Source organism: Bradyrhizobium sp. UFLA03-84, assembly GCF_002289535.1.
In the GTDB taxonomy this organism is placed as follows: domain Bacteria; phylum Pseudomonadota; class Alphaproteobacteria; order Rhizobiales; family Xanthobacteraceae; genus Bradyrhizobium; species Bradyrhizobium viridifuturi.
In genome coordinates this window covers 289399-301897 of record NZ_NSJY01000013.1, presented here as the reverse complement: position 1 = coordinate 301897, position 12499 = coordinate 289399, and the positions used below count along the sequence as shown (strand labels likewise).

Sequence of the window (12499 nt, the reverse complement as noted above, 5' to 3'; positions counted from 1 at the left end):
CGGATCATGTCTTTGTTTGAGCATGATCCTTTCGGAAAACCGCTTCGCACTTTTCCGGATCATGCTCTAGTTCAAGCGAACAATCTCGAAATTCAGCAGCGAGGCAAACGCCACCCACAAGGCGTAGGGTACGAAGAGGATGGCGCTGAGCCGGTCTGCGTTCCAGGCCGCGATCTGGAAGGCGACGATTGCAGCCAGTAGGGCAACGATGACGGCAAGCGCAACGCCGGGCTGATGCAGGCCGAAGAATATCGGCGACCATGCGAAGTTCAGGACCATTTGCGCCAGCCAGAGGCGCCAGCTGAAAGCAGAGCCCTGCTCCTGAACATGCCAGCCTGCAACGGCGATCAACAAATAGATGATCGACCAGACCGGAGCGAACACCCAATTGGGCGGGTTGAACGCAGGCTTGCTCAAGGCTGCGTACCAGGCGTCGGGCCTGTTCAGATAACCGATCGCAAATCCGGCTCCGAGCACTAGGACCACGAACAGGAGCAGTCGAGCATACTTCATCATCGATCCATTGCGCTGCCGCCGCCGCGACGCGACAGCGCGTAAGCCTCTTTGGCAGTTCCAATGAAATGAAACGACGCGTCGAACGGCCTGGATCACCTGTTCCGGATTTTGTCCGGAACCGGCGATCCTGCGGGGACAGGCGGACCTCCGCCCGACGTCACCCCTTCGCGACGCTCGCGTCGATCAAGAGCTTCGCAACCGTGAGCGCCGACTGCGCCGGGCCGTCTTCCGACTGCTGGCCGGTGACGTAGATGCCTTCGATCAGCAGCAGCAGCGCATCGCCGAGCACGGCGGGGTGGCGCGCGCCCATGCTGCCTGCGAGCTCGCGCAGGCGCTTGCGGAACAGTCTCTTGTGCGCTTCGGCGACCTGCCGCGCGGGATTGTCCCGCGACGGATACTCCACGGTGGCGTTGGTCAGGCCGCAGCCGCGATAGCCCTCGGCCACCGCGTTAGCAGACAGCACACGGATATAGGCCAGCACGTGCTCGCGCGCATCGCTGTATGACTTGCCGCCGGGCTTCTCGAACTTCTCCCAGAAGTTCGCTTCGTAGTCGCGCATATAGGCGGCGGCGAGTTCGTCCTTGGAGGCGAAGCTGCGATAGAGGCTCGGCTTGGTGACGCCGGCGCGCTCGACCACCTCGTCGACGCCGACGGCGCGGATGCCCTCGCGGTAGAACAGCTCGCCGGCGGAGGCCCGGATGCGGTCGGCGGCCCTGAAGCCTTTTCCGTTCCGATGGGATCGGAACGGGGCTTCAGATTCTTGTTTTGACGCGTTTTCTTTACGCGAACCGGTCGCCACTTCGCTCGAAAACGCTTTGGCCGGGCGCTCCGCTGACGGTTCGACGGCTTTCTTCATGACGGCTCCCTCGGACCTTCCCTCAATCCCTCTTGACAATGTTACTGACCGGTACGTATACACGGCGGCATCGCAACACGTACCGGTAAGTAACATGCCCAGCCCTGCCCTTCAAGAAGCCCCGGTCCGCCGGCGCCCGTTCGGCCAGAATTACGCCTTCGTCGTCGTCGCCGTGATCTTCCTCGCGCTGCTCGCCTCCGCCGGCCTGCGCGCGACGCCGGGCGTGCTCATGCTGCCGCTGCAATCGGCGTTCGGCTGGGATGTCGGCGTGATCTCGTCATCGGCCGCGGTCGGCATCTTCCTCTATGGCCTCGCCGGCCCGTTCGCCGCGGCGGTGATGCAGCGCTTCGGCATTCGCCGCACGGTGCTCGGCGCGCTCGTGCTGATGTCGGTCTCGACCGGCATGAGCTACTTCATGACCGCGCCGTGGCAATTGTTCATGAGCTGGGGGCTGTTGTCCGGCATCGGCTCGGGCGCGGTCGCCAACGTGCTCGGCGCCACCATCGTCAATCGCTGGTTCACCACCAATCGCGGCCTCGTCATGGGGCTTTTGACCGCGTCGACCGCGACCGGCACGCTGATCTTCATGCCGGGCCTTGCGGCACTGGTGGCATGGGGCGGCTGGAAGCCTGTCGTGCTGACGGTCGCCGCCTGCTGCGCGGCGCTGATCCCGCTGGTGTATGTCCTGGTGCCGGAGCGGCCTGCGTCGGTCGGCCTGCGCTCGTTCGGCAGCGCGCATGACGATCAACCGGCGCCACCGGCTGCGGGCAATCCGTTCGTCGCCGCGATCAGCAACCTCGTGCGCGCCGTCAAGACGCGGGCGTTCTGGTTCCTGTTCGCGACCTTCTTCATCTGCGGCTTCACCACCAACGGCCTGGTCGGCACCCATCTGATCGCATTCTGCGGCGACCACGGGATCGTCGAGGTGCAGGCGGCGAGCCTGCTCGCGCTGATGGGGTTCTTCGACCTGTTCGGCACCACGCTGTCGGGCTGGCTCACCGACCGGTTCGATCCGCGCAAGCTGCTGTTCTTCTATTACGGGCTGCGCGGCCTGTCGCTGATCTACCTGCCCTATTCGGACTTCTCGCTGGTCAGCCTGTCGGTGTTCGCGGTGTTCTATGGGCTCGACTGGATCGCCACCGTGCCGCCGACCGTGCGGATCGCCAACGAGGCGTTCGGCGACAAGAACGCGCCCCTGGTGTTCGGCTGGGTGGTCGCCGGCCATCAGCTCGGCGCCGCCTGCGCCGCGTTCTTCGCCGGTTTCATGCGCTCAAGCCAGGGCGACTACCTGCAGGCCTTCATGATCGCGGGCCTGACCGGCATCATCGCCGCCGTGCTGTCGCTCTTGATCACGCGGCGGCCGGCACAGCCGGTGCTCGCCGCGGCGTGAAACCGTGCGGGACCTCGGTGCGAAGGCATATGTCGGGGGGAAAATGGCGCTCCCTAGGGGACGCAGGGAAGCCAGCAAATTCACCTAGTTATACGTAGATTTGGGGCACGGCCCGGCCATTGATTTATAATGGCTTTTCGATTCGCTCCCCAAACATTCTTGATCGAAAGGACCCCGTGATGGGTGAGGCAAAACGACGACGATTGGCGGACGCTACGGCTGGACCGGTGGTCTATCATCACACCAGCATTCTGCGAACGAACCTGCTTTGGATGTCCGGCGTGATCGAGGTCGAAGGTGCCGGGAGAGTTCCCTATCATCCCAACATTGGCGAAATCCGCACTGAGGCTAAGCTTCGGCGCGCTCTGAAGGATTTTCCGCCCCTCGCGTGGTTCACGTCGGAAGTCGCGGTCCCGAACTGCCTCCGCAACACCCAATTCTCGTTCGTCGACAATAAGACCGGTGAGGTGAAACACGATGAACGCGCTGGCAAGGAGGTGTCAGACGCCCTTGCCTTGAACCGGGTAGCGATCGGCTTTCGGCTCGCAGATGTCCCGTCGATCATGCCCTGGCCGGAATACGCCGGCTTCTCCACGGCAGAGGGCCGTGAATTAAATGAGAGCGCGCAGGAAATGGGAGATGACCCCACCAAATGGTTCGTCTCCGAAACACCAGTCGATTTGCTAAAATCCATTCAATTCTGGTCATCGGTGAGCATCCTGAAGCCATACCTTGAGCGGCGCGATGCGTACCTCAAGGACATGCACAACATGGTTCGCAACTGTCGAGAGCGAGACGGCATCTATATTCCGCCGAGCTGGCTAAAGCCTGACCAGGCGAGAGCTTTGGTCGCTCGATTTGGGGTGCCGGTTTTCGATGGTGATCAGAAGCTTCCAGAGCAGATTGGGTGAGCCAGTTTCTCGAAAGGCGCGGTCGCATCACCGCCATCGGCATGGCCCTTTGCCTGCTGGTGGCTGCGACCGTTCTTTTGTTCAAGATTTTCTAAGAGGGACTTCGGACGCAGAGCAGGCCCCAGTTCCGACCGGTGAATTGCAAGCATTTCGGGAGTTCCCGAAGCTCCGTTGTGACGAGCGACATGTTCAAGGAATCGGCTCCGCGTGCGCATTCCGCGCATGATGGAGCGATCCAATGCCAGTCACTACCCACTGCAGGTATGGTCACGAGCTCACCCTGGAGAACACACAGCTCAGGTTCTCGACGAAGGGCAATTACCCGTACCGTCGGTGCAGGATTTGTTTCGATCTAACTGACAGCGACATAGCCGGCATCGAAAAGCACTTCTTCAACGGCGGCTCGATCCGAACGCTAGTCCTGACGGCGCCAAAGATGCTCACGTTCACGGAGTGCGAGACATCCAATCCGGCATGGTGGAACCGCATTACGGCTCTTCGCGATCACAATGCTCGGATGAACAAGACCAATGCGGCGCGCGCGCTGAAGGCGCAGCAGACACATTGCAAGCAAGGCCATCCCTTCTCTGGTGACAACCTCCTCATGGAGAGGGATTCCAAAACCGGCGCCCCGCGACGCACCTGCCGCGCCTGCCGACGAGCATCCTACGAGAAGGCGAACTACAACTACACTGCCGAGCAGGTCGAGACCGCGACCGACTGCATCATGAATAAGGGGATGACGATCGCCGAGGTGACGACGCGTCGGGGTGAACGGTCTCGGATCATAAAGTTTGAGGCGCTTGCGTTTGCCTTGAGCAAAGACCCGGCACTCAACGAGCGTTTGCGGCATCTCTCCTCGCTCAATACCGCCGCGAAGCATCTCTCACGCCACGGGACGTGGAAATCAAAAGCTTCCGGCTACATGTCTGGGTCGGAAGTCGCAGCAGTCATCACCGCGCACCCTGAATGGACTGCACGGCGCGTCGCCGAAGAGACAGGCCGCGATCTGTCCTATGTCCACTCATTGGCGTGGACGAAAGGTCTCAAGACCGCGCCCATGCGTGCCAGCCGGCCAAAGCTGATAACTCCGCCGAGGATCGTGAGCCGTGGGCCAACGTTGACAGGCGTTATCGCGGCGCAACCGCACGAGGTCTACACCACAATCGACCAGATCGTGCCGCGCCGGATCGACTTCGATCGCCGCAAAGATATCGTCGGTGCGATGATCCTCGCGGTGCTCGAAGGTGAATTGAGCCTCGCCGATGCCAAGGCCGCCTATCCGCGCTTCCTCACCGCCAGCTACCGGGAGTTCTCCTTCAAGACGTTCGGCGACATCCGCACCCCGCTGTCGCTCGATGCGCCGGCATATCTGGACGGCACCACGCTGCGCGGAGAGACTGTTTCGGAAAGCCTGTGGGATCGGATATAGTCGAACACACACCGGGCGGTTCATTCCGCCCGGTGTTGGATCGCAACAAGAGACGCCAGATGACGAAAAAGGCTTTTGACAAGATCGCGGCAGGCCTGAGCGATGCGCTGGAGATTGCTCGCGAGCAGCCCCCATACAACGATGGCTACACCCACGAAGCACTGCATGCTGCTCACATCACCATTTCGATGTGGGATGATCATGTCCTCCAGACCAGGTGTGCCGATCAGTTTCCGGATGTAAAGGTGGCTATTGAGGAGGCGGCCGAAGCGATGGGGCGCGTCTATCAGCTCATCGGCCAGAAGTTCGAAGACGAATGACTATGCCGATGGCCTACTCTGAAACAGAAATGCGCGAGATCGAACGCGATCCAGTTCGCCTCAAGAGCTATTTCTGGCGAGTGGCCACCAACTGCAGGCAGATGGCTGCGCGTCGTCGCAATCTGGCACGACGCGGCTTCGAGCCAGAAGTCGACGCCATGCGAATTGAGATGCTGGAAGCCGTCGCTGACGGAATCATTGAGAATATCGACGCGCTGGTAGAGTCTTCGTGCAGCGCGGTCCAGGAGAATTCAGATGAATGATCGGCCGAAATGCAGCAACTGCTCGGACACGGGTTGGATTTGCAGCGAGGTCCCTGGTCCCATGATCGATGGCGTGATCCATATGCGCCAGAGGATCAATCCCTGCCACCTGTGCAACGTCGGCGCGTCGTGGTCTCAGTGGGCTCAGAACGTCGTGGATGGCCCTACCAGCAACGCCTGACCCGGAAAGAGAAGGCCCGCCGAAGCGGGCCTTTATTTGTCAGCTAGCGACCCAGGCGCTTCTGACGGTCCTTCATTTCAAGATCAATCGCATACTTGACGTTGGCTGCGGTCCTTCCGGTCGCCTCCTTGCATTGCAAGTTTCCGCGCGAATCTTCGACCGTGATGCGTTGGGTAGCCAGAGCTTCTGTAAGCTTGATCGCTGACAGTTCAACAATGTCCATTGCGTCACGCAAATTGGAGCCTTGAGGAAGACCTCGTTGAGACCGAAGCTGCTTGGCTCGACCACCGAACAGCTTGAGATAAGCTTCGTCGGTACAGTCCATGTAACCGCGCCCGTAAACGTCATGATCTCTCAAGGTGTCCGTATAGCCATTGCGGATCGCGCGGGCCTCGGCTCGGGTTGCTACCCAGAGATTGGCTTCTGGAGAAGCGCGCTCAAGCACTTCATCAGCAAGTGTTGGATCGCCGGAGCGATACCGGAGCCAAACCTCGCGAACTTCTACTTCAAGCTTCGGACTGAGGTAGCCAGCATACGCGCACGCAAGTACCGCATGCGCGAAGGTGCCACCACCTCGACCAACCTTGCTGTAGTACATTGATTTAATTGCAGGTTTTGTCTTATTGCCGGATAATCCGGCAATTCTATTGGCGAGGGCATCCAACAGGCGGACCGTCGTGGGAAGGTTGCGCCAATCTGCCGGCTTCTGATTCACGCTAAAGCCTGCCGCATCCCAAATATCAGTTAGGCAGATCAGGCCGTTTTCATCCGACCGGATTGCCCGGCCTCTCACTTTCAATTCCTTCAAGTCATATCTCCTGTCGATATGACCACGAATCTCTGGACTTTCTGTCCTGCGCCGCTACAACGACTCTTACTGGGGAGACCGTTGGTCACGAGCTTCGTGGCTTGGGTTTCAGATTTAGAAGAGCGGTACCTCGTTGGCGCGAGGGCCGCTCTTCGGCTTTTGGGGGCCGACTCGGCCCCCAAGACGCCCACTATACCCCTTGGCGTGAGTTCGCCGGTATACGTTCCGGTTCCGTTTCCACCATTATCCCACTAAAAAGTTCAGGACGCCGGGATCTGTCACCGCACGGGTTGACCAATTGCTGGCACGGATCAGCGCCAGTACGAACAAGTCCTAGCGGCTTCTCGCCCAAAGGCTTTCGCGCGATGATGGGCAATGGGCTCAAAGTCTCGCGAGTACATGTTCGGCGCCACGGTCAGGCACCTAGCCGAACGGGCCGCGGAAGCACGGAAGGACGCCGACGGGCTTGCCTGCCAAGCTTGGAACGCCCGCATGCTAGGCTTCCAAGGGCCGGCCCAGCCGTCGCCGGCCCTGGGCGACGCCCTCAACGCCGGCTACCGCTACCTTGAGGTCAAATGCCTCGGCTGCGAGACCCATCAAACGGTGGCGCTCGACGTCGTGCGACGACCGAAGTGGACAGCGGTCCATGAATTGGAACGCTATATGCGGTGCAAGCAGTGCTCGCGATCGAATGGCTATCCATTCAAGCGGAGCCATCTCGTGGCATTGCGAACGAACAAGATTTCGGCCATGAACCCGCCGTCGACTTGGTGGCCGGGAGAGCGATAGCGGTGAAGCTGAAGGAAGAACGGAAATACGCGGATCCCGAGAAAGCCGCCCGAAGGATCATGGAGCACGCCCGGGCATTCGAGCCAATCCAGGATGGCAGGATCTACATCGAGAAGATCAACCGCCCCATGCTCGACGAGGACAAGGCGACACCGGCCGAATACTGGGCCGGTCTACAACACGCGATCGGCCAAGGCTGGCTCGAGTACCACGAGAGCGGCACGTTCGTGAGGATGCTTCAGCCGGGGAAAGACCTGTTCGCTTAAAAAGCGCCCCAGCCGAGGGGTATGAGCTGGGGCCGAGTTCACTTGGAGTCGACCCGGCGCCGTCCATTGCGCCGGGCAAATGTAAATCCGAAACGCGCCACACCCGTTCCTTCGGTATGGGAACAAAGCGTCTCTTGTGTCGTTACAGATCATCACCGGCCGAGGCTCTGCCCGTAGGCGTCGGTGGCTGAGAGACCGCTAGCGCTCCCGCCTGCATAGGAAGGGAGGCCGGTCATGACAGACCAGCATCAAACAGATCATGCGACTTGGTACAACGAGCTTGTCAAGCTGACGCAAGACATACTTGCGCGGTCCCGGAAAGTTCTCGGATTGCCCAGACCTGACCTTTTCCTAGGTCGAAAAACCCAAGAGCCGTTCCCCCAAGGCGAAAGCACCTACGGCGATCCAGTCGCCATCATCCGCGAGGTGGACGAAACAGCAAACGAAGGGAAGGAAGGGCGCCTCAGTTGGCCGTCGAAGGACAAAAGCCAAAGCCACTGACGGATTCGCAAATCCGGCCCATGATACCTATCTTCCTGGCATGCTTAAATTCGATTTCTGCCTGCCGACCGTTGGGAAAGTGGTTCCGGCCGGCCCGGAGTGGTTTCACGAGATCAAGTATGACGGCTACCGCCTGCGCCTCGAGCGCGCCGGAGATCGCGTCCGGCTGATCACCAAGGGCGGCCACGATTGGACCAAGCGCTTCCCCTGGATCGTTGAGTCCGCCCTAAAGAACCGCCAGAAGCATTTCGTGATCGACGGCGAGGCCATCATCCGCGGCGTGGACGGCTACTCCGACTTCAACGCCCTGCACTCTGGCAAGCATAATGCCGAGGTCGAGATGCTGGCCTTCGATATCCTCGCCATGGATGGTGACGATCTTCGCGACCTCCCCCTCTCGATGCGGAAGACCAACCTGCAGCGACTGCTCGCGCGCCGGCCGGAGGGGATCTTCGTGTCGGACTACGAGCAAGGCGAGATCGGCCCTGACCTCTTCCGGAAAGCATGCGAGTTCGGCTTTGAAGGGTTGGTGTCTAAGCGATCAGATCGGCCATACCGCGGCGGTCGGTGCCCATACTGGATCAAGGTCAAAAACCGGACGCATCCGGCGATGTCGCGGGAGTTTTGAATCATCAAGGATGCATTCGACCAATGGTGGAAATGGGCCCGGAAGCCGCTGGAGAGCGATTTGGCAATCCCCGTCGAGATCTGGCGTCCAGTTTCCCGACTTTTACCTGAAGATCGACTCGACCGGCAAAAGGTCAATGAAGCCGTCGCGAGACACAAAGAAGAGCCCGACGCTGGTTAGGGCGCCGGGCTCAAGTCTAGGGAGGAGAACGGGCCTGAAAGCGTCAGGCCGAGCTACCGCCTGTCCAGACGATCAGGCGGATTGGGTGGATGGCGTGAAAGCCACCATTCTTGGATAGCAATACCGATTGTGAGGATGGATAGGACGACCATGAAAGCAGCGAGCCATCTGATCCAAAGTATGGTCAATGCAGGCCCTTTGTCTTGATCAGGCCGGTCAAGGTCTCAGATGCTTGCCGTAGAAGGTCAGTCGCCTCAACCAGCTTTTGCTGGACTTCTTGAAGGCGCGTTTCTTGATCGGAGAAGTCTTTGTCCCCTCGCCCATCATCGGACCACACGCGGCGAATCTGGTTGAAGACCTGGATCATTTTTTTGCTCTGATCTCGTTCACGAGGGCAATAAGCGCTGTTGCATTGCCATGTATCGCCTCAGCAATTCGATCAGCCGCGGCAATCCGTTCGTCGTAGCTTTCGGTCAGCAGGTTTTCGAGCATTTGAATGCGGGTGTCCTTCTTCTCTTCCCGCTTTTCCGATTTCAGCAGCATCACCCACATGACGATGGCGATCAGACCGGGAGGTCCCCACGCCTTAAGGAATTCTTGTGCGATTTCCATTCACGGAATTTCCCAGCCATTAAGAGATCGTCGCCAGGATCATTCCCAGCCTTTTACGGAAACCTGATCCGTAAGGGGTCAGGCTCGGTCTGCTACACCGCGTTGCAGACCGAGCCGTCTATTTTCGAATGGCGCTGATGATGGTCGAGACGTTCTCAGCCCCACGCTTGGTGAAGTAGAACGACATGATCAAGCCGGCCCAGATAGCGATCGGGCCTGCCACTACGTCTGTGGTGCCAAGGCCAAGGACTTTGTCCCAGACGATGCACTTCGCGTAGTAGATCAGGGTGATGTACATCGCCAACTTTTCGGGCTCCCAGGGGTGCCCGATCTGCGCGATCTTGAGCTGAGTGATCGCATTGGTTTCAGCGACCTGGGCGGCGATCTCCTGCCCAGCCAGGTTTGCTGCAGTCTGCTTGTCGGTCGTCGTGGCCTTCAGATGCAGATTGTATGCATCGATCAGGCCTTTTGCGACGGGACCTCCCAGGAACTGGAAGATCAACGATGCAAGGGCGAACATCAGCTTTTCGCCTCCGCAACGGCCTGCACCGCAGCATCCTTGGCAGCATCAGCCTGGGCGACGGCCTGCGCAGCTGCCGGAGGCAGGCTGGCGTCAGGAACGGCGACGAGCTCCAGCGGCTTCGTAGTCGTCTTGCGCAGTCGATTGATCAGCAAACCGATGATCCCCACGAAGGCGCTGATTGAGAGGCCCCGCATGTCAGCGGGGACATTGAGCCAATCGAAGAACCGCGTGGTGATCGGCGTCAGGTCAAGGCTGGTGACGAAGGTGGCTGCGCCGTCGTAGGCCGTCACCACCAAACCGCCAAGCCAGAGTAGGCGGCCGACGAGGATAGTTTCAGACTTCTTGAACAGCACAAGTTCGATCGGGTCTACCCACGCGAAGAAGCGCTGTGCCCAGGACTGTTTCTTGAGCCACGGACGCAGAACGAGGGCGTAAAGAAAGCCGAGCGCGACGATGAAAGCGAGCAGCAGCAGAAAAGCGGTCATTTGTTCCTCTTGAAGATGGCCGAGAGAATGGAAGCGATGAACGCGCCGAGAGAACCCGGCGCTGGGCTGGTGACTGATGGTTTCGAGGAGGGCGCCGTGGGGGCCGGCGCGACTGGCATATGCATATGATTGCCGTCGAACGAAATCGACGGATCTAGCGCCATCATCGCCAGCAGAAGGCCAGCACAGCCCAATTGCTTGTCGACGGCATTCGGATCGTACACGCCGTCCCGAACGTACTTGCCGGCGACATACTGGTCGGTCCCGGACCAAATGTAGGGTGACGGCTTGTCCTTCCCTGCGTAGCCGAGCCCGTTGTACTGCTCGAGCATCGTCAGCGTGCCGCCGATCGACCAATCCTTGTTGCGAGCTGCGCGCGGGGCACAGTTGACCAGCGCGTCAACGGCGGCTTCTTCCCATGAAGCAAAAGGCCCCCTCCCCGCCGGCACATGGGTTGAGACCTTGTCGTAGGGATCACCCTGTGCCAGGGATCCAGCCCAGTTCTGTGAACTCTCTCGCTCATGCGCGACCGCGATGAACGCCCACGGAACGCCGGTTCTGGCTGAGACGGCCTGGTAACGCGCCTTTGCGGTCGGAGCGACAAGGCGGCGCGCAACGGCACTGAAATCGCGAGTTGGCTTGGCCCTACCCCAGCGAATTTCATTCCGTGTCTTGAGGATGCCGAGATCAACGGCCATTCGAAACTCCAATGAAAAAGCCGCCCCAAGATGCCCGGAGCGGCTGGTGTTGCTGGTGAACCTAACGAGCGGTCAGGCCGCGGCCGGCGGCTCATCCGGCGACGGCTTGCTTGCAGCTGGGTCGGTGGTGCTTGCGGGCCCCGGATCGGGTTGTTGGGCCGGATCATTCGATGCAGCGGGCGCGCTGGGTGCCGGCGCCTGGTTCTGGGTGCTTCCAGCATTCGGATCGACCGGCGTATTCGCGGTGATCGCGGCTGCCTTCACTGCCGCTTCGTTTTGCGACTTCTGGATGATCTGATCCATGGTCGAGCTCAGCTCGAGGAGCGCGCTCTGGTCGGTGCCGGCGTTGTCGAGCTGCACCTTCAGTTGCTTGATAGTTTCGGTCTGCGCGTTCATCGTCTGCAGGATCGATGAGTCCAAGTCGGTGTTCTTCTGGATCGTTTCCAGGGCCGTATCCATCTTGGCCTTGATGTCATCGTAAGCGTTCATGGCGGTCTCCGATTGGGCTAGCAATTGGCCGAGCATGCGTTCGATCGTCGTCAGGCGCTCGGCACTCTCCTGATCGAGATGGTGGTGGACGTTGACCTCGAAGGGCATCGACGGCTCCAAATAAAAAGCCGCCCAAAGAGGGGCGGCTCGGATGCAACAGTAGATCTGCGTCTTTAGATTTGCGCTGCAGCTACGAAGAACGCGTCAATTTGCTCCGATGTCCAACCGTAGGCAGCGCCGATAGCTGCAGTCATCGAATTGCTGCGCTGAAACGTCGAAGCCCCAGAAAGCATCATCGTTGCCGGGAACTGTTGGGCTTGAGGTAGGCCGTTCACGATGGTCTGCAGGGCGCTCGGGAGCGCTCCAGTCCGCACCGCAGATAAAGCGTCATCCTGAGTAATGACGCCCTGGACGGCCAATTGCTGATAGAACTGGCGAAGCGAAATATCCGGGATTTGCAGAGCTGCCTTGATGGCGTCAGTGTCGACCGCTTCGATCTGGGCCGGTGTTGGCTGTGCCACGTCCGGCCGATTCCACTTGGATATCATCGGCCCCGTTCCATCGTTGGTGACTTCAAAGTCAATCCGCGGCATTAGCCCGGGACACAGGCTTTGAACTGCAATGACGAATTGCTCAGGCTGGAAGGCCATT

19 protein-coding genes are annotated in these 12499 nt (G+C 59.9%); 9 read left to right on the top strand and 10 right to left on the bottom strand.

Annotated features, from left to right (window positions below; genetic code table 11):
- Positions 1-66 precede the first annotated feature (66 nt).
- Together CK489_RS15555 and CK489_RS15550 are read right to left on the bottom strand one after the other, a co-directional pair.
- On the bottom strand, positions 67-612 hold the full coding sequence (locus CK489_RS15555) for a TspO/MBR family protein (protein ID WP_349626933.1): 546 nt from the start codon (positions 610-612) through the stop codon (positions 67-69).
- 61 nt (positions 613-673) lie between these two features.
- Complete coding sequence (locus CK489_RS15550) at positions 674-1372, bottom strand: TetR/AcrR family transcriptional regulator (RefSeq protein WP_095732876.1); 699 nt, start codon at positions 1370-1372, stop codon at positions 674-676.
- A 94-nt stretch (positions 1373-1466) separates the two neighbouring features.
- Between CK489_RS15550 and CK489_RS15545 the strand changes: the two genes are divergently transcribed.
- The 5 genes from CK489_RS15545 (at position 1467) to CK489_RS15525 (ending at position 5688) form a co-directional block, all read left to right on the top strand.
- A complete protein-coding gene (locus tag CK489_RS15545; protein ID WP_095732875.1) occupies positions 1467-2762 on the top strand; it encodes an MFS transporter in 1296 nt (431 codons plus the stop codon).
- Between the two features lie 179 nt (positions 2763-2941).
- Positions 2942-3673 (top strand): hypothetical protein, encoded by a 732-nt coding sequence (locus CK489_RS15540; RefSeq protein ID WP_143278170.1) that lies wholly within the window; start codon positions 2942-2944, stop codon positions 3671-3673.
- Between the two features lie 238 nt (positions 3674-3911).
- The gene (locus CK489_RS15535; RefSeq protein ID WP_143278169.1) at positions 3912-5105 is read left to right on the top strand and encodes a hypothetical protein; all 1194 of its coding nucleotides are present in this window, start codon (positions 3912-3914) and stop codon (positions 5103-5105) included.
- A 59-nt stretch (positions 5106-5164) separates the two neighbouring features.
- On the top strand, positions 5165-5425 hold the full coding sequence (locus tag CK489_RS15530) for a hypothetical protein (protein ID WP_095732872.1): 261 nt from the start codon (positions 5165-5167) through the stop codon (positions 5423-5425).
- Between the two features lie 8 nt (positions 5426-5433).
- Positions 5434-5688 (top strand): hypothetical protein, encoded by a 255-nt coding sequence (locus CK489_RS15525; RefSeq protein WP_143278168.1) that lies wholly within the window; start codon positions 5434-5436, stop codon positions 5686-5688.
- Positions 5689-5912: 224 nt separating this feature from the next.
- On the opposite strand, the gene CK489_RS15520 is transcribed toward CK489_RS15525, so the two are convergent.
- Positions 5913-6677: a KilA-N domain-containing protein gene (locus tag CK489_RS15520; RefSeq protein ID WP_158226449.1), complete on the bottom strand. Its 765-nt coding sequence runs from the start codon at positions 6675-6677 to the stop codon at positions 5913-5915.
- A 375-nt stretch (positions 6678-7052) separates the two neighbouring features.
- Between CK489_RS15520 and CK489_RS42275 the strand changes: the two genes are divergently transcribed.
- From CK489_RS42275 to CK489_RS15505, 4 genes are all read left to right on the top strand, one after another.
- Positions 7053-7466: a hypothetical protein gene (locus CK489_RS42275; protein WP_095732869.1), complete on the top strand. Its 414-nt coding sequence runs from the start codon at positions 7053-7055 to the stop codon at positions 7464-7466.
- Entirely contained in the window at positions 7355-7732 is a 378-nt protein-coding gene (locus tag CK489_RS15510) for a hypothetical protein (RefSeq protein WP_349626938.1), read from the top strand. The genes CK489_RS42275 and CK489_RS15510 overlap by 112 nt, the downstream gene beginning before the upstream one ends.
- Before the next feature lie 234 nt (positions 7733-7966).
- Complete coding sequence (locus CK489_RS40830) at positions 7967-8233, top strand: hypothetical protein (RefSeq protein ID WP_143278167.1); 267 nt, start codon at positions 7967-7969, stop codon at positions 8231-8233.
- Positions 8234-8273: 40 nt separating this feature from the next.
- Complete coding sequence (locus tag CK489_RS15505; RefSeq protein ID WP_095732868.1) at positions 8274-8861, top strand: ATP-dependent DNA ligase; 588 nt, start codon at positions 8274-8276, stop codon at positions 8859-8861.
- Between the two features lie 364 nt (positions 8862-9225).
- Here CK489_RS15505 and CK489_RS15500 read toward each other — a convergent pair whose 3' ends face one another.
- The 7 genes from CK489_RS15500 to CK489_RS15470 all read right to left on the bottom strand — a co-directional run bounded on the left by CK489_RS15500 (position 9226) and on the right by CK489_RS15470 (position 12498).
- Positions 9226-9408 (bottom strand): hypothetical protein, encoded by a 183-nt coding sequence (locus CK489_RS15500; protein ID WP_095732867.1) that lies wholly within the window; start codon positions 9406-9408, stop codon positions 9226-9228.
- Positions 9405-9653: a hypothetical protein gene (locus CK489_RS15495; RefSeq protein WP_095732866.1), complete on the bottom strand. Its 249-nt coding sequence runs from the start codon at positions 9651-9653 to the stop codon at positions 9405-9407. Before CK489_RS15495 ends, CK489_RS15500 begins: the two co-directional genes overlap by 4 nt.
- Positions 9654-9771: 118 nt before the next feature.
- Entirely contained in the window at positions 9772-10173 is a 402-nt protein-coding gene (locus CK489_RS15490; protein WP_095732865.1) for a hypothetical protein, read from the bottom strand.
- Positions 10173-10661: a hypothetical protein gene (locus CK489_RS15485; protein ID WP_095732864.1), complete on the bottom strand. Its 489-nt coding sequence runs from the start codon at positions 10659-10661 to the stop codon at positions 10173-10175. Before CK489_RS15485 ends, CK489_RS15490 begins: the two co-directional genes overlap by 1 nt.
- A complete protein-coding gene (locus CK489_RS15480; protein WP_245350385.1) occupies positions 10658-11359 on the bottom strand; it encodes a hypothetical protein in 702 nt (233 codons plus the stop codon). The genes CK489_RS15485 and CK489_RS15480 overlap by 4 nt, the downstream gene beginning before the upstream one ends.
- Before the next feature lie 72 nt (positions 11360-11431).
- Entirely contained in the window at positions 11432-11956 is a 525-nt protein-coding gene (locus CK489_RS15475; protein WP_143278166.1) for a hypothetical protein, read from the bottom strand.
- A gap of 65 nt (positions 11957-12021) precedes the next feature.
- Complete coding sequence (locus CK489_RS15470) at positions 12022-12498, bottom strand: XkdW family protein (RefSeq protein ID WP_095732862.1); 477 nt, start codon at positions 12496-12498, stop codon at positions 12022-12024.
- Position 12499 lies beyond the last annotated feature (1 nt).

Bases quoted from the DNA above. Each gene is read 5' to 3' on its own strand.
- CK489_RS15505 (WP_095732868.1), top strand. From the start codon at position 8,274: ATGCTTAAATTCGATTTCTGCCTGCCGACCGTTGGGAAAGTGGTTCCG.
- CK489_RS15475 (WP_143278166.1), bottom strand. From the start codon at position 11,956: ATGCCCTTCGAGGTCAACGTCCACCACCATCTCGATCAGGAGAGTGCC.
- CK489_RS40830 (WP_143278167.1), top strand. From the start codon at position 7,967: ATGACAGACCAGCATCAAACAGATCATGCGACTTGGTACAACGAGCTT.
- CK489_RS15540 (WP_143278170.1), top strand. From the start codon at position 2,942: ATGGGTGAGGCAAAACGACGACGATTGGCGGACGCTACGGCTGGACCG.
- CK489_RS15490 (WP_095732865.1), bottom strand. From the start codon at position 10,173: ATGTTCGCCCTTGCATCGTTGATCTTCCAGTTCCTGGGAGGTCCCGTC.
- CK489_RS15485 (WP_095732864.1), bottom strand. From the start codon at position 10,661: ATGACCGCTTTTCTGCTGCTGCTCGCTTTCATCGTCGCGCTCGGCTTT.
- CK489_RS15545 (WP_095732875.1), top strand. From the start codon at position 1,467: ATGCCCAGCCCTGCCCTTCAAGAAGCCCCGGTCCGCCGGCGCCCGTTC.
- CK489_RS42275 (WP_095732869.1), top strand. From the start codon at position 7,053: ATGGGCTCAAAGTCTCGCGAGTACATGTTCGGCGCCACGGTCAGGCAC.
- CK489_RS15550 (WP_095732876.1), bottom strand. From the start codon at position 1,372: ATGAAGAAAGCCGTCGAACCGTCAGCGGAGCGCCCGGCCAAAGCGTTT.
- CK489_RS15525 (WP_143278168.1), top strand. From the start codon at position 5,434: ATGGCCTACTCTGAAACAGAAATGCGCGAGATCGAACGCGATCCAGTT.
- CK489_RS15535 (WP_143278169.1), top strand. From the start codon at position 3,912: ATGCCAGTCACTACCCACTGCAGGTATGGTCACGAGCTCACCCTGGAG.
- CK489_RS15530 (WP_095732872.1), top strand. From the start codon at position 5,165: ATGACGAAAAAGGCTTTTGACAAGATCGCGGCAGGCCTGAGCGATGCG.
- CK489_RS15500 (WP_095732867.1), bottom strand. From the start codon at position 9,408: ATGATCCAGGTCTTCAACCAGATTCGCCGCGTGTGGTCCGATGATGGG.
- CK489_RS15470 (WP_095732862.1), bottom strand. From the start codon at position 12,498: ATGGCCTTCCAGCCTGAGCAATTCGTCATTGCAGTTCAAAGCCTGTGT.
- CK489_RS15480 (WP_245350385.1), bottom strand. From the start codon at position 11,359: ATGGCCGTTGATCTCGGCATCCTCAAGACACGGAATGAAATTCGCTGG.
- CK489_RS15495 (WP_095732866.1), bottom strand. From the start codon at position 9,653: ATGGAAATCGCACAAGAATTCCTTAAGGCGTGGGGACCTCCCGGTCTG.